This is a genomic window from Nonomuraea sp. ATR24, from assembly GCF_041950485.1.
GTDB classification, from domain to species: Bacteria; Actinomycetota; Actinomycetes; order Streptosporangiales; family Streptosporangiaceae; genus Nonomuraea; species Nonomuraea ceibae.
Genome location: NZ_JBGNUU010000017.1, coordinates 166,011 through 188,162 on the forward strand (window position 1 = coordinate 166,011; position 22,152 = coordinate 188,162).

A 22,152-nucleotide genomic window follows, 5' to 3' on the forward strand; every position below is an offset into this window, starting at 1 on the left:
TCATGCCGCAGTCGGGGGGTCAGGTGGACTTCTGACCGTCGAGGGATTCGCGGAGGATGTCGGCGTGGCCGGCGTGCTGGGCGGTTTCGGCGATGACGTGCAGGAGGACCAGGCGGACGCTGCGCACCGCGCCCGACTGGTGCCAGGGGGCTTCGGGCAGCGGGTGGGTGGCCGACAGCGAGGGGACGGCGGCGACGATCTCCTCGGTGCGGGCGGCGACCTTCTCGTAGCGGGCCAGGATGCTCGCGAGCGTGTCGCCGGGCAGCATCCGGAAGTCGTTCTGGTGGTCGATCATCCATTGCGGGAACTCGCGGGCGGTGCCGGCGGCGATGTCGGCCCAGGTGACGCCGTCGGGCAGGTCGTAGCTCATGGCCGACGCGCCGTCGGTAGCGAAGCGCAGCCACTGCTCCTCCATGGCGGCGACGTGCTTGATCACGCCGCCGAGGCACAGGGCGCTGACCGTGGGGCGTTCGGCGAGCTGCTCGTCGGTGAGGCCGCGGACGGTGGCGGTCAGGGCGGAGCGGACGGCGGCGAGCTCGGCGAGGAGGTCGGCGCGCTCGGCGTCAAGAGTGGGGGTCGCGGGAGTGGGCATGGTGGTGGACCGGCCTTTCGGTGGGTGGTTCTCGGTACGGGGTCAACAGTCGCAGCAGTACAGGCCAGGGTGTGGCCGCCATTTGCGGCACCATGGAGAACATGCCGAAGACTTCAGCGCGACTGCTGGCGTTGCTCTCGCTGCTGCAGGCGCGCCGCGACTGGCCGGGGGCGCTGCTGGCCGAGCGGCTGGACATCAGCCAGCGGACCGTACGGCGGGACGTCGACCGGTTGCGGGAGCTCGGCTATCCGATTCTCGCGATCAAGGGGCCGGACGGCGGTTACCGGCTCGACGCGGGGAGCGAGCTGCCGCCGCTGCTGTTCGACGACGAGCAGGCCGTGGCGCTGGCGATCGCGCTTCAGGGGGCCGCTAGGTCGGGGGCGGGGATCGAGGAGGCGGCGGCGCGGGCGCTGCACACGGTCCGGCAGGTGATGCCCGCTCGGTTGCGGCACCGGATCGACACGTTCCAGGTCACGGCCGCCGACGCGGTCCGGCCGGAGACGCGGGTGGACAGCGGGGTGCTCATGACGCTCAGCGCGGCCGTGCACGCCCGCGAGGTGCTGCGGTTCGACTACAGGAGGCGGACCGGCGAGCGCGATCCCGGGCCGGCGCGGCGCGTGGAGCCGCATCATCTCGTCACCTGGGGCGGGCGCTGGTATCTCGTCGCCTGGGATCTCGACCGGGGCGACTGGCGTACGTTCCGGGCGGATCGGATCACGCCGCGCGTCCCGGCGGCGGGGCCCCGGTTCACGCCGCGCACGCTGCCCGGGGGTGACGCGGCGGCGTTCGTGGCGGGCAGGTTCCGGGGGGCAGGCGGGCCGGGTGACTGGCCCTGCCGGGGCGAGGTGATCCTCGGCCTGCCGGCCGCCGAGGTGTCGCGGTTCGCCGGTGAAGCGCTCGTCGAGGAGCTCGGGCCGGGTCGCTGCCGGGTCGTGCTGGGTTCGTGGTCGTGGCCGGGGCTGGCGGCGGCGCTCGGCAGGTTCGACGCCGACATCGAGGTGGTGGGGCCTCCCGAGCTCAGGGACGCGTTCGCCCGGCTGGCCCGCCGCTACGCCGCCGCCGCGGCCGGCCCGGGAGTGGGCCCGGAGGTCAGTGGCCCGCCGACTCCAGCGGGGCCGAGGCGGGGGACTCGCGCAGCCGCCGGACCTTGAGGGCGCCGCCCCACCGGGAGATCGCCTCGTCGTCGGCGAACGCCATCGCCCGCATCATGTTGCCCCCGTCCGTGGCCTCGACGGCGCGGCGCAGGCGGGCGCGGAGCGGATCGGGCAGGCGGGACGTGCCGGCCTCGACGGTGTCGCCGTAGTGCGGGGCGTAGCCGACCCCGGCGAACCCGGTGCGCCTCAGCAGCGTGGGCAGCGTGTCGGACGAGTAGAACATCAGGTGGTTCTTGGTGAAGCCGCTCCACGCCGACCCGTACGCCTTCAGGAGCAGGGAGCGGGCGTTGACGGTGAGGATGAGCAGCACCCCGCCGGGAGCGAGCAGGCTGCGGAAGCGGGTGAAGTCGTCCAGCGGGCGGGGCAGGTGGGCGAGCACCGACCAGAGGGTGATGACGTCGAAGCCGCCCTCGGCGATCTCGGGCACGTCCTCGGGCGCGCCGTAGAACGCGCGGGCCTTGGTGAGGCGTTCGTTGGCCTGGGCGACGGAGTCGGGTGAGAGGTCCACGCCGTAGGCGTCGAAGCCGCGCTGTTCGGCGAGCTCCAGGAAGAGGCCGGCACCGCAGCCGAAGTCGAGCAGCCGCCTGCCCTCGCCCGCGTCCAGGATGGGGGAGAACGCCTGCATGGTGAGGTCGTAGCGGCGTTGCCGGTTGGCGGCGTACTTGCCGGTCAGGAACTTGCTGTAGCCGGTGGCGTACAGGTCGCCGAGGCGTTCGGGGCGGATGTTCGGGTTGCGGTAGAGGAAGCCGCAGGAGGGGCAGCGGACGACGCGGTAGCGCCACTTCTCGCCGGCGGGCCGGAAGAGCGGCTGCTGGCGTTCGTCGCCGCACATCATGCAGGCGAGGAACTCCTCGATCTCGCCCAGCGGCAGATCGGCCTGGTAGTCCTCCAGCGGCAGGACGGGCGCCCGGCGCAGTCGCCAGCGCCACTGCGCCTCGCGGACGAGGCGTTCGCCGGGCCGGACGTAGACGCGCTGTCCCCAGGGGACGCGGTCGTAGCGGGTGCCGTACGCCAGCCGGCCGAGAACTCGCCGTGCAGAGACCATCACATACCCCTAAGCAGCCGAATGCCGCAGGTATTGCCTCGCCTCCTTCCGACTATTCCATCGCAATCCCCAAATGAACACCGAGAACGACCACCGCGCGGGCCGGAATGGGTGGCGGATTCATGACAAGTCCGGTTCCAGCCACGCCGATCTCATGGACACCAGCAGATCGCGCCCCATAGGAATTCGGTAGTTGGGCTTACCACATGCGTTGGAGGACGGTCGAATGTCTGGTTTGGGGCGATGGCGCCGAGGGGCGGTGGTGGGCGTCTCGGCGGTTCTGGCCGTGTCGGCGCTCAGCGTGCCGGGCGCGGGAGCCGAGAGTGTCCCGGCGGCCACCGCGTTAGGCGCCGCCGACGAGATCACCTTGATCACCGGTGACCGGGTGCGGGTGCGGGCGGTCGACGGCGGCCACCGGACGGTGGCGGTCACCCCGGCGCCGCGCGCGGACGGGCACGTCCCGGCGTTCCGGACGCTGGAGTCGGACGGCGAGCTGACCGTGATCCCGGACGACGTGGCGGCCCTGGTGCCGGACCGGCTGGACCCGGCGCTGTTCAACGTCACCGACCTGGCCAGGGACGGTTACGGGGCGTCGATCCCGCTGATCCTCACCTACCGCGACAACGTGCCGAAGGCGGCGCTCCCGGCCGTCAAGCAGGCCCGCACGCTGGAGAGCATCGGCGGCGCCGGCGTGGAGCTGGCCGCCTCGGAGGCGGCCGGGCTCGGCGCCGAGCTGGTCAAGCTCGCCGGAGCCGGTCCCGCGGCCCGCGCGGCGGGCCCGCTCGGGGCGGTGGAGAAGATCTGGCTCGACCGCAAGGTGGAGCCGTCGCTGGAGCACAGCGTGCCGCAGATCGCCGCGCCCGAGGCGTGGGCGGCGGGCTTCGACGGCACGGGCACGACCGTCGCCGTGCTCGACACCGGCGTGGACGACCGACACCCCGACCTGGCCGGCAAGGTCGCCGACCGGCGCGACTTCACCGGCGAGAACGCCACCGGCGACCCGCACGGCCACGGCACCCACGTGGCGAGCACGATCGCGGGCAGCGGCACGGCCTCCGAGGGCCGGGGCAAGGGCGTGGCGCCGGGCGCGACGGTGGTCGACGGCCGGGTGCTCGACGGCGACGGCAACGGCCAGCTCTCGTGGATCATCGACGGCATGGAGTGGGCGGCGGGCGAGAAGCGCGCCGGCATCGTCAACATGAGCCTCGGCAGCCCGGAGCCGGGCGGCCCGCTCACCGAGGCCGTCGGCGCGCTGACGCGCCAGTACGGCACGCTGTTCGTGGTCGCGGCGGGCAACGACGGCTGTGACGGCTGCGTCGGCACGCCCGGCGACGCCCCCGAGGCGCTGACCGTCGGCGCGGTCGACCGCGAGGACAAGCTCGCCGGCTTCTCCAGCCGGGGCCCGATCGCGGCGACGCTCGCGGTCAAGCCGGACGTGACCGCGCCGGGCGTCGGCATCGTCGCGGCCCGGACCGGCGGCACCGCCCAGGACCGGCCGTACACCCCCATGTCGGGCACCTCGATGGCGACGCCGCACGTGGCAGGGGCGGCGGCGCTGTTGCGGCAGGCCCGGCCCGGCATCACCGGCGCCGAGCTGAAGGCGCTGCTGATGGGCACGGCGAAGCCGGGCCAGGACATCGCGGCCGACGCGCAGGGCAACGGCCGGATCGACGTGGCCGCGGCGATCAAGGGCACGGTCCTGGCCTCGACCGGCTCGGCCGAGTTCGGCAAGGTCAAGCCGGGCGAGACGAAGACCGCCACCGTCGCCTACCGCAACATCGGGCAGGCGCCCGTGGAGCTGGACCTGGCGGTCAGCGGCCCCTTCGCCGTGGAGCCGGCCAAGCTCACCGTGCCCGCCGCCGGGACGGCGGAGGCCACGGTGACGCTGAAGGGCGACATCCCCGCCCTGCTGCGCGAGCACCTCACCGCGACCGCCGCCGGCGGCGCGACCGTGCGCACGCTGCTGGCGGCGAGCGTCGAGCCCAAGCGCGTCGAGCTGCGGGTACGCGGCATCGCCCGCGACGGGCGCGACGGGCGCGGCGGCTTCACCGTGCTCAACCTGGACGAGGGCACGCTCGCCGGGCGCGTGCTGCCCGGCGACCCGGCCCAGCCGTGCACCGAGCAGAAGTACGGCCAGGGCACCTGCCTGCTGGTGACGCCCGGCACGTACTCCGTGCTCGGCCACATCTGGACCATGCCCGCCGGCCAGGACAGCACGTCGGGCGGCAAGCCGCTGCACGAGAGCCTCGTCGGCGACCCCGAGATGGAGATCACCGAGAACACCGAGGTCGTGCTCGACGCCCGCGAGGCCGTCGAGGTCACCATCAAGACCCCCGACCACCGCACCAAGCGCAACGTCGGGGCCGCGGCCCAGCTCATGTGGTATCGCGCCGCGGACAAGGGCACGGCGCTGCGCGGCGGCACCCACATCTCGCCCGGCGGCCAGATCGAGGAGCGGCTGTTCGTGCAGCCGACGAAGAAGGTCACCAAGGGCACGTTCGCCGTGGCCACCCGATGGCGGCTGGAGGCTCCGGCGATCACGCTGAGCGCCCCCGGCCTCGACCTGGAGCCCTTCTACTACGACCCGGTCCACTTCAGCGACTTCTCCACCGAGTACCCGCGCCTCGACGGCACCGCCCTGCTGATGGCGGCCGACGCCGGCCGGGGCGGCGCCGAGGAGATCGCCCGGGCCCGCCTGCGCGGCAAGCTCGCCGTCATCCGCCGCACCCCCGGCGTGCCCGTGTCCACCCAGTCGAACGCCGCCGCCGCGGCCGGGGCCAAACTGGTCGCCATCTACAGCGACACGCCCGGCTCCGACGTCAGCTCGGGCGGCAACGGCGTCAAGCTCGCCGTCCCGACCGTCCGGCTCAGCCACGAGGAAGGGCTCAAGCTGGTCGAACGGCTCAAGCGGCTGCCCGTCCCGGTGCTGGCCAAGGGCATCGTCGCCAGCCCGTACGCCTACGACCTGTATCTGCGCGAGGTCGGCCGGGTGCCCGGCTCGCTGGACTACGTGGTGCGCGCCAAGTCGCTGGCCAAGGTGGAGACCGACTTCCGCAGCCAGCTCGCCGACGACGTGACGGTCAACGAGGCCCGCTACGTCTTCGAGCCGTGGGACACCTTCGCCATCACCACCAACCGCCCGCTGGCCAAGGCGCCGCGCACCCGCGTCGACTACGTCAGCCCGGGCGCCGACCTGCGCTGGACCACCAGCGCCGGGACGCCGGAGCGGCACTACAACAGCATGTGGCCGCACCCCGACACCCCGTACGTCACGCTGACGCTGCCCGGTTTCGCCACCTTCGAGGCGGGCCAGAAGGTCAGCCGGAGCTGGTTCCGGCATCCGCTGCTGCCGGGCACCAACCCGCGCAACCCGTTGCGCCGCGACGGCGACCGGCTGTCGATCTCGATGCAGGGCTTCGTGGACGCCGACGGCAACTTCGGCGACACGTACACGAGTGACTTCGAGCGCGGCATGAAGACCGACTTCCGCCTCTACCAGGGCGAGACGCTCGTCACGCAGACGAACTACCTGCCGACGGGCACCGTCGACCTGCCCGCCGAGCAGGCGTCCTACCGGATCGAGTACAACGTGCGCAACGAGGCGGAGTGGGCCAGGCTGTCCACCCGGACGAAGGGCGTGTGGACGTTCGGCTCGGCGCACACGGCGGACACGACCGTGATCCCGCTGCTCATGGCGAGCTTCGACGCCCCGGTCGACCTGAAGAACCGGGCCACGTCCACCAAGCTCGGCGTGCGGCTGTTCCACCAGGAAGGGGCCGAGCAGAGCGACGTCAAGGACGTGACCCTGGAGATCTCCTACGACGACGGCGCCACCTGGAAGCCGGCCAAGCTGAAGAACAAGGGCGACAAGCGGTACGAGGCCAAGGTGGAGCGGCACCGGTCCGGGTTCGTCTCGCTGCGGCTGACCGCGGCCGACGTCCACGGCAACGGCGTCACGCAGGAGGTGATCAGGGCCTACGCGACGCGGTAGGAGCCGCCCGCCTCGGTGGGCACCGTCAGGATCCCGGACCCTGGATACCGGAGCCTGGCGGTGCCGCCGAGGTTCGAGGTCAGGCGGATCTCCGTCGGCCGGCCGCCGGCCCAGGTGACGCCGACGGTGAAGCCGCCACGCGCCCGCAGGCCGTCCACCGACCCGTCCGGCCAGGCGGACGGCAGCGCGGGCAGCACGTCGATGACGCCCGCGTGGCTCTGCAGCAGCATCTCGGCCATCCCGGCGGTGGCGCCGAAGTTGCCGTCGATCTGGAACGGCGGATGCGTGTCCCACAGGTTGGCCAGCGTGCTGTCCTTGAGCTGCCCGGTCAGCATCCGCAGCGCGTGGTCGCCGTCACGCAGCCGCGCCCAGAAGCTGATCTTCCAGGCTTTGCTCCAGCCGGTGCCGCCGTCGCCGCGGGCGCCGAGCGTGACCCGGGCGGCCTCCAGGTGCGCGGGCTCGGTGAGCTGACGTCCCGGGTGCAGCGCGTACAGGTGGGAGACGTGCCGGTGCTCGTCGTCCGGGTCGTCGAGGTCGGCCTTCCACTCCTGGAGCTGGCCCCACGAGCCGACGCGCACGCCCGGGTCGAGCTGGTCCAGCGCCGCCCGCAGCCGTTCACGCAGCTCGCCGTCCGCGCCGAGCACGTCCGCCGCCTCCAGCGTGGAGGTGAACAGGTCCCACACGATCTGCTGCGGCATCGCGGCCCCGGCGGTGAAGTCGCCGTGCTCGGGCGAGTAGCTGGGTGAGACGACGAGCAGCCCGTCACGCGGGTCCGTCCGCAGGTTGGCCAGCCAGAACAGGGCCGCCTCGCGCATCGCTGGGTAGGCCCGCTCGCGCAGGAAGTCCACGTCGCCGCCGAACAGGTAGTGCTCGTACAGCTCGCGCACCAGCCAGCCGGCCGCGTCCGGCATCCAGAACGAGGTGGCCCAGTCCTGCACGCCGGTGAAGCCGAACGGGTTGGTGTTCTGGTTCACCACCCAGCCCTCGGTGCCGAACAGCTCCTTCGCCGTCCGCCTGCCGGGCTCGCGCAGCGCCTCGACGAAGGCGTGGTACGGCTCCGCGGTCTCGGCCAGGCCGGTGACCTGGGCGGGCCAGTAGTTCATCTGGAGGTTGATGTTGGTGTGGTAGTCGCAGTCCCACGGCGGCGTGTTGGACTCGTTCCAGACGCCCTGGAGGTTGGCGGGCAGCGAGCCGGGCCGCGACGAGGCGATGAGCAGGTAGCGCCCGTACTGGAAGTAGAGCGCCTGCAACCCCCGGCCCCGCCCGGCGAGCGCCTGGTCCGTGGGCAGCTCGGGCAGGGGTTCGCCGAGGTCGAGCCGTACGCGGTCGAACAGCTCCCGGTGGTCGGCGACGTGCGCCCGCCGCAGCTCCTCCCACGGCGGCGCGCCGTCCACGGCCGCCGTCACCCGCGCGTGCGGGTCCGGCCCCCGGTAGTGCGGGTACGCGGGCGCGTAGTCGGTGCCGGCCGAGAACACGAACGTCGCGCCGTCGGCCCCGCTGACCGTCACGCGCCCGTCCCCGTCGGCACGGGCGCCGCCGTCGGCGAGGACCTGGACCTGGCCCTCGTAACGCAGCCCGTTGCCCGGGAGCGCGCCCCGCACGACCAGCCGCCCGTCGCGTGTCGTGACCCGCTCGCAGCCGGGGTGCGCGCCGGCGAAGCGCAGCGTGAAGCTCACGCGGCCCGGCCGGTCGGCGGTGATCCGCCCGGCGATCACCCCGGCCGGATGGCTGGCCAGGTACTCGCGCGTGAACGTGACCCCGGCGGCGTCCCGGTAGGTCACGGTGGCGACGGCGTCGCCGAGGTCGAGCGCGCGCCGGTAGCCGGCCGGCTCGGCGGGCGCGCCCGGCACGTCGAGCAGCAGCTCGCCGAAGGTCTGGTACGCGCCGAACGCGGTGGGCGGCGCGCCGAGCTCGGCCGCGACCTCCTCGGGCGGCAGGCTGCCGCGCTCGTCGATGCCCCGCTGGACCCGCTCGACGGCGCCGGGCCGGGGGTGCGGCCAGTTGCCCGACAGGTAGCCGTCCTCGCCGGGGCCGCCGGTCCACAGCGTCTTCTCGTTGAGCCGCAACCGCTCGGTCGCCACGGTGCCGTGGACGGTCGCGCCGAGCGCGCCGTTGCCGATGGGCAGCGCCTCGCTCTCCCAGTTCGCGGCAGGTCGGTCGTACCAGAGGATCACCGCCCAAGCCTAGTCATTCTGCGTGAACCGCCCACTCTTGTCGGTGGCCTCCGCTACATTTCCGGTTCGTTGATCAAGAGCCCTGGAGGTCAGAGGATCGTGAACGCGGACCCAACCGCGTGGGAGCGGCGCAGCGTCACCCTCGTGGTGCCGCCCGTCCAGCCGCGCAAGCTGGCGAAGGTGCCCTTCGTCGAGCTGGCTGACGGACGCCTGCAGGGCGTCGTGTCGAGCGGATCGGACATCGGGCGGGTGTACGTGTCCTTCATCGCCGCCGGAACCCACGACTTCAACTGCAGCACCAACAACAACCGGCCCTGCGGCGGCCTCTACAGCTCGCCGTGCAAGCACCTGAACTCGCTGGTGGCCGAGGCGATCGTGCAGTACGGCGCCGGCCGCGTCGCCCGCTACCTGCGCGTCGACGGCGCCGAGACCATCGAGACCAGCCACGACCTGATCAGGCGCCTGACCGGCGCGCACGAGCCGGGCTCGGCCGCCGTGGTGTTCAGCCGGTTCCTGCGCCACCTCGGCTACCTGGAGCTGCCGGCCGGCACCGCGCCGCTCGCCGAGATGCACTGGTTCCCCTCGACCGGGGCGGTGCGCTGATGCTGGACGTGCAACTCGGCGCGCTCGACGCCGGCCTGCCCCCGGGCGTCGAGGAAGCCCTCGACCTGGTCTCCGCCTTCGACGAGACGCTGGGCACCGGGCTCGGCCGGCTCAGCCAGGAGGGCGCCCAGGCGATCACCGGCCTGGCCGCCGCCGTGGCCGCGACCCCGCTCGGCGACCGGGCCGTCGAGGCCGCCGACAAGATCGCCACCGGCTCGGTCGCGGGCGACCACCTGACGATGCTCGCCGGGGCGCGTGCCGCGCTGCTCGGCGCCGTCGCCGACGCCCTGCTGGCCCGCCTCGACGAGGCGCTCGGCCGGACCAGGGCCCCCTGGGAGGAGCCCGCAGCCGGTCCGGTCGAAGCTCCGGAGAACCTGCTCGTCGGCAGCCGGTCCTGGCTGCACGAGGTGGCCATCACCGGCTGGCGCGGCGTCGGCCACGACCTCGTCGCCGCCTCCGACCAGGCCATCGAGGCCATGTTCGGCGAGCCCGCGCTGCGCCGGGCCGCCGTGCTGCTCGACGGGCTCGCCGCCGAGCTGCGCGCCTCCAGCCCCGTCGCCACGATGGAGAGGCTGCCGGAACGCCGCTGGGCCGACCTGTGGACCCGCGCCCTGATGCTCACCCAGCCCGGCCGCGCCGGCGCCGACCCCGGCGTCCCGGTGTCCGGGCGGCTGCTCATCCTCGGCGCCGACGTGCACGAGCACGCCACCGCCGTCCAGGTCCAGGTGCACGGCCTGCTGGAGCCGAAGGACGGCGGCACGCCCCGGCTGGTGCGCACCGCGATCTCCGCCACCAAGGTCGACACCGTCGTGGGCCCCGCCGTGTGGGGCGTCCTCCAGGACTACCCGGCGCTGCTCGGCGCGCTGGCCAGGCACCTGTCGCTCGACCTCACCGACATGCCGCTGCTGGCGAGCGGCGACCTGCTGTGGGACGACGCCAAGGCCGCCGCGGGCGAGCTCGCCGCCCCGTTCGCCGTCGCCCGCGTCCAGCTCGCCGGGGCGCTCGCGCCCGCCGGGCCGCCGATCGACCGGCACCCCGTGGCCATCGCCGAGCCGGTGTTCGTCGAGGGCTACAAGGCCGTCAAGGTGGACGAAGGGATCGAGTTCCGGCTCGGCGACCAGGCGATCGCCGTCACCACCGACCGGCTGCCCGGCTGCGGCCCGCTCACGCCCCAGCTCCTGGCCACCTCCACCGCCTGCATCGGCCTGCTGCGCTGGGACGGCCGCTGGCTGCTCCAGCCGCTCGCCGTCCAGTCGACGGTCAAGCGCCAGCAGGTCGCCGTGCACAACGGCGACTGGGCGCTCGGGCCCACCGACCCCAAGGTCGTCAAGTCGCTGGCCAGATCGGGCGACGCGGTGGCCGTACTCCGCGAACGAGCAGGACGGCTGCTGAGGAAATGACCGATACCCGCGCCGAGGAGAACCGGCGCCAGGTGCTGCTGTGGCGGCTGCTGGCCCGCGTGTTCGAGACCGACGAGCAGCCGGCGCTCGAAGCGGCCAGCGTGGCCGCCGTCGACGCGCTCGGGCTGCCGCCCGCGCTGCTCGACCCGTCGGTGTCCGTCGACACGCTGGTGCAGCGCTTCCCCGAGCTGGCCGAGGAGTTCCGCGGCCTGATGGCGCCCGGCGAGGACGACGAGGAGCCGCGCGACCGGGCCCGCACCGCCGCGCTGGCGTCCAAGCTGCTGCTCAACCTGTTCGCCACCGGCAGCGGCGACGTCTCCGCCACCAAACTGGCCGCCTGGCAGCAGGACGCCGGCTGGTTCGAGCAGGCGCTCGGCTGCGAGCCCGGCGAGCTGCGCGCCCAGCCCGGCCGCAACGGGCTCGGCGGCCTGCTCGCCGGCCTCGAAGGCGACCTGGTCAAGCGCATGCGGCTGCGCGAGGTGCTCGCCGACCCGGCGCTGTCACGGCAGCTCACGCCCAGCATGTCGCTCATCGAGCAACTGCTGCGCGACAAGGACAACCTGTCGGGCGTCGCCCTGGCCAACGCCAAGGCGCTGATCCGCCGCTACGTCGACGAGGTCGCCCAGGTGCTGCGCACCCAGGTGCAGCAGACCAGCGCCGGCACCATCGACCGGTCGGTGCCGCCCAAGCGGGTGTTCCGCAACCTGGACATCGAACGGACGATCTGGAAGAACCTCACCAACTGGAGCCCCGACGACGAGCGGCTCTACGTGGACCGGCTCTTCTACAAGCACACCGCCAAGCGCACGGTCCCGGCCCGCATGATCGTGGTCGTCGACCAGTCGGGCTCGATGGTGGACGCGATGGTCAACTGCACCATCCTGGCCTCCATCTTCGCCGGGCTGCCCAAGGTCGACGTGCACCTGATCGCCTACGACCACCGGGCGCTCGACCTGACGCCGTGGGTGCACGACCCGTTCGAGGTGCTGCTGCGCACCCAGCTCGGCGGCGGCACCAACGGCATGGTCGCGATGAGCCTGGCCCGCCCCAAGATCATGGACCCGCGCAACACCGCGCTGGTGTGGATCTCCGACTTCTACGACAACCGGGACGTGCAGACCGAGTTCGAGTCGCTGCACCGCTCCGGCGTGAAGCTGATCCCCGTCGGGTCCGTCAGCAGCTCCGGACATCAGAGCGTCGACTCCTGGTTCAAGCAGAAGCTGAAGGACCTGGGCACGCCGGTGATCTCCGGCCACATCCGCAAACTCGTGTTCGAGCTCAAGAACTTCCTCAACTAGGAGAATCCCCAATGACCGACGAGATGCTGCGCGCCCCCGCCGAGGTCAAGTACGCAGAGGAGCTCGACTGGCTGGAGTCGATCGACGACGGTCCCAAGCCGTTCTCCTGGCGGCTCAGCCCGCGCATGGTCCGCCTGTTCGTGCTCGGCTCCGAGCGCTCCGACGGCCTGGACCGGGAGATCGCGCAGAAGTGGTTCGGCGACCGGAGCTTCGTCGAGCGTGCCATCGTCACGCTGGCCTCCGACCGCGGCCTGCTCCTGATCGGTGACCCCGGCACCGGCAAGAGCTGGCTCGCCGAACTGCTCGCCGCCGCCATCTCCCGCAACTCCACGCTGGTCGTGCAGGGCACCGCGGGCACCACCGAGGACCACATCAAATACTCGTGGAACGTCTCCATGGTGATCGCCAAGGGGCAGTCGCGCGAGTCGATGATCCCCTCGCCGATCATGACGGCGATGGAGCAGGGCGTGATCGGCCGCTTCGAGGAGCTGACCCGCTCCACCAGCGACGTCCAGGACGCGCTCATCTCCATCCTGTCGGAGAAGTACGTGTCCATCCCCGAGCTCGACGACGACAACATCGTCTTCGCCCAGCCCGGCTTCTCCATCATCGCCACCGCCAACAGCCGCGACCGGGGCGTCAACGACCTGTCGTCCGCTCTCAAGCGGCGCTTCAACTTCGTCCGCATCCCCGTCGTGACGAACAAGAAGAGCGAGGCGGAGATCGTCCGCTTCCGCACCACCGAGCTGCTGCGCCGCCACAACATCGACCTGGAGCTGCCGCCCACGCTGCTCGACATCCTGCTGCAGAGCTTCGCCGACCTGCGGGCCGCCGCCGCGTCCGCGCAGAGCGACGACGGCAAGCTGGAGTCGGCGCTGTCCACCGCCGAGCAGATCGGCGTGCTGGAGGACGCGATCCTGCACAGCAACTTCTTCGGCGACCGCACGCTCAGGGCCGAGACGCTGGCCGGCTCGCTCGTCGGGTCGCTGGCCCGGCGCACCCCCGAGGACCTGGCCATCCTCAACAAGTACTGGCACGGGGTCGTCGAGCCGCGCAGCAAGAAGGACGGCGGCGAGTGGCAGGGCTTCCTCGAAGGCGGCCGCCAGGCCATCGCCACCCTGTCATGAGCCTCTTCGGCGCGCTGCGCGAGCAGCTCAACGATGCCGCCGAGACCTTCGCCGGGTCGCCCGGCGCCCTGTCCGAGATCCTCACGGGCATGGTCGACGACGTCGACCGGGCGCTGGGCGAGCGGCTGGAGATCTTCCCGGTGTGCCACCACTCGCCGGCCTCGGCCCTGGCCATGGCCAGGCGGCTGCGCGAGAAGCAGCCGCAGGTCATCTACCTGGAGCTGTGCGAGGACCTGCGGCCGCTCCTCGACGAGCTGCGGACCTGCAAGCTGCCGGTGGCGCTCCAGGCGTTCGCCACCGACCTCGACGGCTTCCCGGAGAGCTGGGGGCCGCTCAGCGTGGTCGCCCCCATCACCGAGGCGTCCGCCGAGTATCAGGCCATCGCCTACGCGCTCGACACGCCCGGCGTGGAGCTGGTGCTGGTCGACCGGTCCTCCGACCACGTCTTCCAGTGGCATCCCCGGGAGGAGCCCGGCAGGCCCGCCGAGGAGGCCGGCCTGCACGGCGACGCGGTCGGCGTCGAGATCGGCGACCTGCGGCCCCGCTTCGCCGAGCTGGAGGAGCACCTGCTGCACCACGGCAAGGTCCGCCACTGGTCCGAGTGGTGGGACCAGTACGTGGAGCAGCCGCTGTCCGGCGCGGACTACGACACCTACCGCCAGGTCATGGTGCTGATCGGCAGCCTGTTCAGGCGGCTGCGCCCGCACGACTCGGCCAAGCTCGACCGGGACGAGGACCGCGAGCGGTACATGTGGACGCGCATGCGCGAGCACCTGGCCGCGACCGGCGCCGACCCCGAGCGCTGCCTGTACGTGTGCGGCGCCTTCCACGCGGTCAGCCGGGTGGAGGAGTTCGGCCTGGACGCGACGCGTACGGACTTCGACATCTCCCCGCGGACCGCCACGAACTGGCTGTACGGCCTCATCCCGTCCAGCCACTCGGCCATCGAGGCCCAGTTCGGGCTGGCCCCCGGGTCGGTGTCGATCGCCGCCGCCACGTACGCCAAGGCCGTCACGCGCGGCGGCGTCAAGCCGTACGCGCTCAAGGGGCAGCCGTCGAGCAAGCGGCCCGCCAAGGCGAAGCCCGCCGCGCCCCTGGTGCCCGCCGACCAGCTCACCGGGTTCCTGTCCAGGCCGCCCGAGCGCGACCCGCTCGACGAGGCCGAACTGCTCGGCTGGTGCGTCGACATCGTCCGGCTGGCCCGGCGCAACGGCTACCTGTCCAGCACGGCCGACGCCATCGCCGTGTACGAGACGTCCATCCTGCTCGCCGGGATCCGGGGCAGGGCCAGGCCGACGCCGTACGACTTCCAGGACGCGGCCGTCACCTGCATCGAGAAGGACACCGTGCCCGGCCGCCGGGACGTGCGGCGGCTGTGCGAGATCCTGCTCGGCGGCGACCGGATCGGCGAGGTCGGCTACCAGTCGCTGCCGCCGCTCGCCCAGGACGTGTTCGAACGCCTGGAGCCGCTCGGCTTCGACATGAAGAAGCGGGCCGTGCACCGGGTGCTGCTCGACCTGAACGCCACCCCCGAGCTGCGACCCTGCTCGCAACTGCTGTGGGTGCTGCGGCGGCTGATGCCCGACGACCACGCCGTGCGGCCCATCATGGGCAGCAAGCAGCTCGGCGAGCGCTCCATCCAGGAGAGCTGGGACGTCGCGCTCGGCCACCACCAGCGCGCGCTCATCGAGCTCGGCTACGAGGGCGTCACCGTCGAGCAGGTGCTGGAACAGCGGCTGCGGCGCAGCGTGTGGGAGCCGAAGGCGACCGCCGCCGACGCGTTGCAGGCGGTCGAGGAGGCCATCCTGTTCCTGGGCGGCCGGCGCGTCGCCGACGAGCTCGGGGCGCGGGCCGTGGACCTGCTCGCCGCCGAGCGGAGCGTCGACGACGCGCCGGACGTGCTGCGGCGCATCCGGCGGCTGCTGGCCCACTACCGGGCCAGCGAGCCGGCGCTGCCCGAGTGGTGTGAGCGGTTCGTCACCACCGGCTACGCGCAGTACTGCACGCTGCTGCCCACGGCGTTCGTGGCCGAGGACGTCGGGGTGCGGCAGGTGGCCGCCATGCTCGGGTTCCTGTCGTCGATGGAGAGCCTGGCGCTGTCGCTGGGCTGCGACCGGGCGCAGCTCGAACTGGCCGTGCGCCAGTCGCACCCGGAGACGCCCGGCAAGATCGCGCTGCTGTGGGCGGCCCAGTTCCAGCTCGGCGTGCTGGCGATCGCCGACCTGCGGGAGCGGTGCGCGGAGCTGCTGGACAACCCGCTGGTGGTGCCGTCGTTCCCGCAGTACCTGAGCGGGTTCGTGCAGGCGCTGGAGGCGGCCCCGGCGCTGACGCCGTTCGTGGTGGAGGTGATCTCCGGGGCGTTCGCCAAGCTGCCCGACCGGGTGCTGCTGCCGTGGCTGCCGACGCTCATCGAGACGCTGCGCAAGGAGGCCCCGGAGCTGGTCCCGATCCTGATCCGGGAGGCTGGGCGCACGTTCCCGGCGACGCTCGCGGCCGTGGACGCGTGGGTGGCGCCGTGGGAGCGGGCGCCCGGCGACGGGCCGGGCGTGCGGACGGCTCCCGCCGCCGTCACGGGCGGGCCGGTCGCCGAGCTGCTGGCGGCGCACCCGGCTCCCAGCGACGCCGTGGCGGCGCTGCTCGGCTGCGAGGGCGGCTGGGCGCCGCTCGGCTCCGGCGACGCCGCGCCCGGGGCGGCCCCCGAGGTGGCCGCGCTCCTGGCCCGGCATCCGTCGGCGGCGGACGCGCTGGCAGGCGTGCTGTGCGCGGCCGGTAAGGGGTAGGGACAGCCCTACCCCAAGAGGCCAGCGAGCGGGAGAGTGGCGGCAGGGGTCCGAACCGTACGTTGAGGTACATGACGAACCTCCGCCGCCGCATCGCCGTCGACACCCGCTACGTCCTCACCGGTTTCCCCCTCGCCGTCATCGGCTTCTGCCTGATCGTGACCGGGATCGCGGCCGGGCTGGGCAGCGCCGTCGCCTTCGTCGGCCTGCCGATCCTGGCCGCCACGGCCACGATGGCGCGGCGCTTCGCCGACGTGGAGCGGGCCGCGCTGCCGGAAGTGCTCGGCCGCCCGGTCGCCCGCCCCGAGTACCGCGAGGCCCCGGCCTGGGCCGGCTGGTTCCGCCGCACGATGAACCCGGTGCTCAACGCGCAGGCCCCGATGGACCTGCTGTACGCCATCCTGTCCTTCCCGATCGCCATCGTCTCGTTCGTGTTCGCCGTCGTGTGGTGGGCCGGGGCGATCGCGGGCCTGACGTTCCCGGTCTACGGCTGGCTCCTGGCCGGTCTGCCCGGCTTCCACGAGGGCGGGCTGCCCGCGCTGCTCGGCTTCGGCACCGACATGGCGACCCACATCACCTTCAACGTCATCGTGGGCGTGCTGTTCGCGCTGACGCTGGTTCCGGTGCTGCGCGGCGCCGCGCTGGTCAAGGCCACGCTCGCCCAGGCGATGCTCACCCGTCCCGCCTACGCCCCCCGCTCCGGCCTCCGGCACGCCGCCCACGTGGGCGTGTCCTGACCCCATATCGTGGGACTCAACGGACATCCATCACGAAAGGGGCGAGCGTGCGCAGCGCATTCTTCGGCAACATGGACCCCCAGCAGCTCCCACCGGGCTTCGCCCTGCAGAACTCCAAGATGCTGCGCGTCCAGCTTCCCGAAGTGCTGGCCAAGCAGGGCTCGATGGTCGCCTTCCAAGGGCAGATGGACTTCGACTACGAAGGGTCCGGCAGCCTCGGCAAGCTGTTCAAGAAGGCCATGACGGGTGAGGGCGCCTCGCTCATGCGGGTGCGCGGGCAGGGCAACCTCTACCTGGCCGACAACGCCGACGACATCCACCTGTTCTTCCTGGAGAACGAGGGCCTGACCGTCAACGGCCGCAACCTGCTCGCCTTCCAGCCGCAGCTCGCCTGGGACATCCAGCGGGTGCAGGGGGCCGGCATGGCGGCCGGCGGCCTGTTCAACACCACGCTCAACGGCACCGGCTGGGTCGCCGTCACCACCCACGGCACGCCGGTGGTGCTCGACGCCGCCGCCATGCCGACGTACGCCGACGGGCAGTCGGCCGTGTGCTGGAGCACGTCGCTCAAGGTGGGCGTCAACCGCACGTTCAAGGCCGGCGCGCTGATCGGCCGGGGCAGCGGCGAGGCCATGCAGCTCGCCTTCCAGGGACAGGGGTTCGTCCTGGTCCAGGCGAGCGAGGGCCCGCCGGTGGTGCAGGCCAAGGGCTAGTGGCTCTCCTGCCGGGGGAGCACCACCTCGGCCAGGATGAGCTGGATGGCGGCGGCCACCGGGATGGCGAGCAACGCGCCGACGATGCCGAGCAGCGCGCCGCCGATCAGCGCCGCCACGATCGTGGCGGCTGCCGGGACGTCCACGGACGTCTTCATCACGCGCGGCGCGATCAGGTAGTTCTCCACCTGCTGGTAGGCGATGAAGAACACCAGGCAGGCGATCCCCGCCGGCATCGACACGAAGAAGCCGACGATCGAGGCGACCCCGGCGCCGATGGCCGCGCCGATCAGCGGGACCAGGTCCGTCACGGCCACGATGATCGCCAGCGGCAGCGCGTACGGCACCCCGGCGATCGACAGGAACAGGAACGACGTGACGCCCGCGATCAGCGAGATGATCAGGTTGCCCGCGACGTACCCGCCGACCCGCCGCAGCACCTCGTCGCCCAGCAGCCGCACCCGCTCGCGGCGGCTCTTCGGCACCAGCCGGTAGCCGAGCCCGGTGATCGAGCGCAGCGACGCCAGGAAGTACAGGGTCAGGATCAGCACCGTGAGCGCCGAGAACAGGACGCTCACCACGACGCCCGCCGCGCCCAGCAGCCCGCTGAACACCTGCGTGCCCATGTTGCCGCTGAGCAGGTAGTCCTGCGCCCGCTCCAGCAGCCCGAACCGCTGGTCCAGCTCACGGACGCCCGGATTGGCGAGAAGCTGCTCGATGTAGGCGGGCAACTGCTCGACGAACTGGCCCGTCTGCTGCGACAGCGCGGGCACCACCGCCACGCCGAACAGCACGAAGAACCCGATCACCGCCGCGAACACCATCCCGATCGCCGCGCCGCGCCGCAGCCCGCGCTCCTCCAGCCGGCGCACCGCCGGGTTCAGCCCGACGGCCAGGAACAGCGACACCACGATCAGGATCAGCGCCGACGCTGTCACGGTCAGCGCCTGCACCAGCAGCCAGGCCGACAGCACGCCCAGCGCCGCCGTGAACCCGAACATGAACGGGCTCCCGCTCACCGGCCGGCCCGGCTTGCCGAACGGGGCCTTCTCACCGCGCCGCGCGACCGGGACGCGCGGCGCGAAGCCCTCGACCCGCACCGCGCGTCCGTCGGGCTGCGCGTGCTCTTGCGTGGGGTTCGTCACGAGGGGATCTCCTAGGACGGGACCCATCCTCTGCCCCGGCTGAGCGTGTTCAGCCCTGCGGAACGATGTTGTGGTTGAGCCGGAACACGTTGCCCGGGTCGTAACACCGCTTCACGGCTGCCAGCCGCCGATAATCCGTTTCCGTGTACGCGTCCCGCACCCGGGTGCTGTCGGCCAGGAAGTTCAGGAACGTCCCGCCGATGCCGTGCTGCCCCAGCCTCTCGCCGAGACCCGGCAGCGCCTGGTCCACGATGATCGAGAACGGCAGCCCGCGATGGCCGACCGGCCCCGCGTCCGGCCCCGCCTGGGCCATCGCGCCGCCCCAGTGCCGCAGCTCCACCGTCGCCTCCCGGCCCGTCTCCACCAGCGCGCCGATCAGCTCGTCCGGCAGCGACGGGAACAGGTCCAGGTAGCGCGCGGGCGTCCCGCCCATCGCCGCCCGCGCGTACGGCACCGGCCGCACGCCGTCCGCCAGCGCAGGACCGGCCGCCTCCCACAGCGGGCGCAGCACCTGCCGCCCCCGCTCCGCCGGGCCCGCGTACATGGCCTTGATCCCGACCGCCCGGCCGCCGTCGGGCCCCTTGGTGAGCATGATCGCCGTGCTCACCTCGTCCGGCGCCGACGCCGCCCAGTCGCGGTAACGGGCCAGCGTCTCCCCGGCCCGCTCGTACGGGAAGAACGCGATGCCCGCGAACACCTCAGCCACCGGGTACAGACGGAACTCCAGCGACGTCACCATCCCGAAGTTGCCGCCGCCGCCCCGCAGCGCCCAGAACAGGTCGGCGTCGCGGTGCGCGTCCGCCGTGACGATCCGGGCGTCGGCCGTGACCACCTCGGCGCTCAGCACGCTGTCGGCCGCGAACCCGTACCGGCGCGACAGCCACCCGACGCCGCCCCCGAGCGTGAAGCCCGTGACGCCGACGTCCGGCGACGAGCCCGACAGCGGCGCCAGCCCGTACGGCGCGGCAGCCGCCAGGACCTGACCCCAGCGGGCGCCCGGCCCGACCCGCGCCACCCGCCTGACCGGATCGATCTCCACCCGGTCCAGCGCCGTCGTCCGCAGCAGGATGCCGCCGTCCGACGGGACGTGCGTGCCGTGACCCGTCGCCTGCACCGCCAGCGGCAGGCCCAGCTCGCCCGCCGCCGCCACCGCCGCCCGCACGTCCTCCCGCCCCGACGCCTCCGCGACCAGCACCGGCCGCGCGTCGACGGCCGGGCTGAGCGCCGCGCGCCCCCGCTCGTACCCCTCGCCACCCGGCCGGTGCACGGCTCCACGGAAGCCGGCGATCCCGTACGTCCTGTCCGCGAGCTGCTGCACCATGTCCCTGACCTCCTGTTTCCCGACTGCCTCCAGCCTCCCGCCGGGCACCCCCCGGACACATCCGTGGTCACCACGGATTCACCACGGAAAGTCCTGATAGGCGATGATGTGGACGTGACGGTGTCAGGTCCGGGCGGGGTGTCGAGGCGCGAGGCGGAAGTCCTCGAGGCGCTCGGCGCGCGGCTCACGAACGCGCAGATCGCCGGCCGCCTCCACATCTCCATCCGCACCGTCGAAAGCCACGTCTCGTCGCTGCTGCGCAAGTACGGCGTCACCGACCGGCAGGAGCTGGCCGCGCTCGCCGTCCCCGCCGGCGAGCTGGCCGGGCTGCCCGTCACCCGCACCTCGTTCGTCGGCAGGCAGGCCGAGCAGGAGGCGATCAGCGCCGCGTTCGCCACCTCCCGCCTCGTCACCCTCGCCGGGCCAGGCGGCGTCGGCAAGACCCGCCTCGCCGTCGCCGTGGCCGGCGCCCTAGGCCACGGCGGCGCCTACACCGACCTCGTCCCCGTCCGCGACGGCTTCGTCACCGAAGCCGTCGCCGCCGCCCTCGGCGTCTCCGAGCAGCCGCAACAGCCCCTGGCCGACGCCGTCACCGACCGGCTCGGCACCACACCCGCCCTGCTCGTCCTCGACAACTGCGAACACCTGCTCGACGAGGTCGCCGGCTTCGTCGACCGGCTCCTCGCCCGCTGCCCCGGCGTCCGCGTCCTCACCACCAGCCGCGAACGCCTCGGCATGCCCGGCGAACGCGTCATCGCCGTCGAACCCCTCCCCGCCGGCACCGACGCGGTCACCCTCTTCCACGACCGCGCCGCCGCCGCCGGACAGGACGCCCTCGACCCGGCCACCGTCGAGACCATCTGCGCCCGGCTCGACGGACTGCCCCTCGCCGTCGAACTCGCCGCCGCCCGCAGCGCCGCCCTCGGCGCCGAAGGACTGCTCGCCGCCCTCGACGACCACCTCCGCCTGCTCGCCGGCGGGCGCGGAGCCGACCAGCGGCACCGGTCACTCCGCGCCGTCCTCGCCTGGAGCCACAACCTCCTCGCGGACCCCGAACGCGCCCTCCTGCGCCGCCTGTCCGCCTTCACCGGCGCCTTCGACCTCCCCGCCGCCGTCGCGGTCACCGGCGAGGACCGCGTCCACGTCGCCGACCTCCTCGGCCGCCTCGTGGACAAAAGCCTCCTCCAGCGCGGGGCCGGCCGCTGGTGGCTCCTGGAGACCATCCGCGCCTTCGCCGCCGAACACCTCGCCGCCGCCGGCGAAACCCCCGCAACCCACGCCCGCCACCTCACCTGGGCCGCCACCACCGCCGAATCCCTGACCGCTCGCCTCCTGCCCTCCGCCCCCACCCCCGCCTGGACGGCCGGCGGCGCGAGCTCCCGTGCGGGAGAGGCGGTCCGGCCATCACCCCACTTGGGGGAGCCCTCAGCCGGGACGGTCGGGGGTGCGCAGGCCCAGCCGGACGGGGCGCCCGCGTGGCACGCCGTTCCCGTGGAAGGCGGGCGCGGCGGGGTGGCTCGTGCGGGGGTGGCGTGGTGGGCGGAGTTCGACGCCGTGGCCGACGATCTCCGGGCCGCGCTGGCCAGGGCCCAGCCTGGGGAGATGGCGCACCGGCTGGCCAGGGCGCTGGGACGGCTCGCGTACGGGCGGCGCTTCCTGCGGGAGGCCATCGCCCACTTCCGCCACGCCGCCACGCTGGCGTTGACCCGGCACGATCCCGCAGAACCGCACCCCACCCCGGAGCAGGCCGCGGCGAACGCCCGGGATGCGGCGGCCGACCTGGGCGCCGCCGCCGAGTGCGCGTTGGCCTTCGCCGACTCGGCGCTGGCGTACGAGCTGCACCTGGCCGCCGCCGAGCACGCCCGTCAGGCGGGCGACGGCGACGCCCGGGCGAGCGCGCTGGCCAGGGCCGCGGTGATCGCGAGCCGCCACCCGGGCTTCGGCACCGGCCTCACCGTCACCCCCGCCAAGCTCCACGCCCTCGCCGAGGAAGCCGCCACCGCCGGCGACCCGGCCAACCCCTACGTGACGGCCCACGTCGCAGCCGCCTACGCCTGGACCCCCCCCCCCCC

15 protein-coding genes are annotated in these 22,152 nt (G+C 73.2%); 10 read left to right on the plus strand and 5 right to left on the minus strand.

All coding sequences use genetic code 11. The annotated features are described in order from the left end of the window. Positions 1–19: 19 nt before the first annotated feature. Positions 20–592, minus strand: a complete 573-nt coding sequence (locus tag ACBI99_RS33575) for a DinB family protein (protein ID WP_375074291.1) — start codon at positions 590–592, stop codon at positions 20–22. Positions 593–693: 101 nt separating this feature from the next. Here ACBI99_RS33575 and ACBI99_RS33580 point away from each other — a divergent pair, with 101 nt between their 5' ends. Then, positions 694–1,743 (plus strand): helix-turn-helix transcriptional regulator, encoded by a 1,050-nt coding sequence (locus ACBI99_RS33580; protein ID WP_375074292.1) that lies wholly within the window; start codon positions 694–696, stop codon positions 1,741–1,743. Here the strand turns inward: ACBI99_RS33580 and ACBI99_RS33585 are convergent. After that, entirely contained in the window at positions 1,682–2,791 is a 1,110-nt protein-coding gene (locus ACBI99_RS33585; RefSeq protein ID WP_375074293.1) for a class I SAM-dependent methyltransferase, read from the minus strand. The two genes, ACBI99_RS33580 and ACBI99_RS33585, sit on opposite strands and share 62 nt — an antisense overlap. Positions 2,792–3,053: 262 nt before the next feature. On the opposite strand from ACBI99_RS33585, the gene ACBI99_RS33590 reads away from it, so the two are divergent. After that, positions 3,054–6,782 carry a S8 family serine peptidase gene (locus ACBI99_RS33590; RefSeq protein ID WP_375074294.1) on the plus strand — a complete coding sequence of 1,243 codons (3,729 nt, stop codon included), beginning with the start codon at positions 3,054–3,056 and terminating at the stop codon, positions 6,780–6,782. Here ACBI99_RS33590 and ACBI99_RS33595 read toward each other — a convergent pair. Beyond that, positions 6,767–8,956 (minus strand): glycoside hydrolase N-terminal domain-containing protein, encoded by a 2,190-nt coding sequence (locus tag ACBI99_RS33595; protein ID WP_375074295.1) that lies wholly within the window; start codon positions 8,954–8,956, stop codon positions 6,767–6,769. The genes ACBI99_RS33590 and ACBI99_RS33595 overlap by 16 nt on opposite strands. Before the next feature lie 99 nt (positions 8,957–9,055). On the opposite strand from ACBI99_RS33595, the gene ACBI99_RS33600 reads away from it, so the two are divergent. The 7 genes from ACBI99_RS33600 (at position 9,056) to ACBI99_RS33630 (ending at position 17,614) form a co-directional block, all read left to right on the plus strand. Further along, positions 9,056–9,559 (plus strand): hypothetical protein, encoded by a 504-nt coding sequence (locus tag ACBI99_RS33600; RefSeq protein WP_375074296.1) that lies wholly within the window; start codon positions 9,056–9,058, stop codon positions 9,557–9,559. Then, positions 9,559–10,959 carry a hypothetical protein gene (locus ACBI99_RS33605; protein WP_375074297.1) on the plus strand — a complete coding sequence of 467 codons (1,401 nt, stop codon included), beginning with the start codon at positions 9,559–9,561 and terminating at the stop codon, positions 10,957–10,959. The genes ACBI99_RS33600 and ACBI99_RS33605 overlap by 1 nt, the downstream gene beginning before the upstream one ends. After that, the gene (locus ACBI99_RS33610; protein WP_357583257.1) at positions 10,956–12,257 is read left to right on the plus strand and encodes a VWA domain-containing protein; all 1,302 of its coding nucleotides are present in this window, start codon (positions 10,956–10,958) and stop codon (positions 12,255–12,257) included. The genes ACBI99_RS33605 and ACBI99_RS33610 overlap by 4 nt, the downstream gene beginning before the upstream one ends. An 11-nt stretch (positions 12,258–12,268) precedes the next feature. Then, complete coding sequence (locus ACBI99_RS33615) at positions 12,269–13,384, plus strand: AAA family ATPase (RefSeq protein ID WP_219509826.1); 1,116 nt, start codon at positions 12,269–12,271, stop codon at positions 13,382–13,384. Then, entirely contained in the window at positions 13,381–16,164 is a 2,784-nt protein-coding gene (locus ACBI99_RS33620; RefSeq protein WP_375074298.1) for a DUF5682 family protein, read from the plus strand. Before ACBI99_RS33615 ends, ACBI99_RS33620 begins: the two co-directional genes overlap by 4 nt. A gap of 71 nt (positions 16,165–16,235) precedes the next feature. Next, positions 16,236–16,901, plus strand: a complete 666-nt coding sequence (locus ACBI99_RS33625) for a sensor domain-containing protein (protein ID WP_219509828.1) — start codon at positions 16,236–16,238, stop codon at positions 16,899–16,901. Between the two features lie 47 nt (positions 16,902–16,948). Next, positions 16,949–17,614 carry an AIM24 family protein gene (locus tag ACBI99_RS33630; RefSeq protein WP_308125984.1) on the plus strand — a complete coding sequence of 222 codons (666 nt, stop codon included), beginning with the start codon at positions 16,949–16,951 and terminating at the stop codon, positions 17,612–17,614. Here ACBI99_RS33630 and ACBI99_RS33635 read toward each other — a convergent pair. Then, entirely contained in the window at positions 17,611–18,759 is a 1,149-nt protein-coding gene (locus ACBI99_RS33635) for an AI-2E family transporter (RefSeq protein WP_375074299.1), read from the minus strand. The two genes, ACBI99_RS33630 and ACBI99_RS33635, sit on opposite strands and share 4 nt — an antisense overlap. Before the next feature lie 49 nt (positions 18,760–18,808). Continuing rightward, positions 18,809–20,080 (minus strand): FAD-binding oxidoreductase, encoded by a 1,272-nt coding sequence (locus tag ACBI99_RS33640; protein WP_375074300.1) that lies wholly within the window; start codon positions 20,078–20,080, stop codon positions 18,809–18,811. Positions 20,081–20,194: 114 nt separating this feature from the next. Between ACBI99_RS33640 and ACBI99_RS33645 the strand changes: the two genes are divergently transcribed. Then, positions 20,195–22,152 (plus strand): LuxR C-terminal-related transcriptional regulator (locus ACBI99_RS33645; protein WP_375074301.1); only part of this gene is annotated, 1,958 nt, incomplete at its 3' end.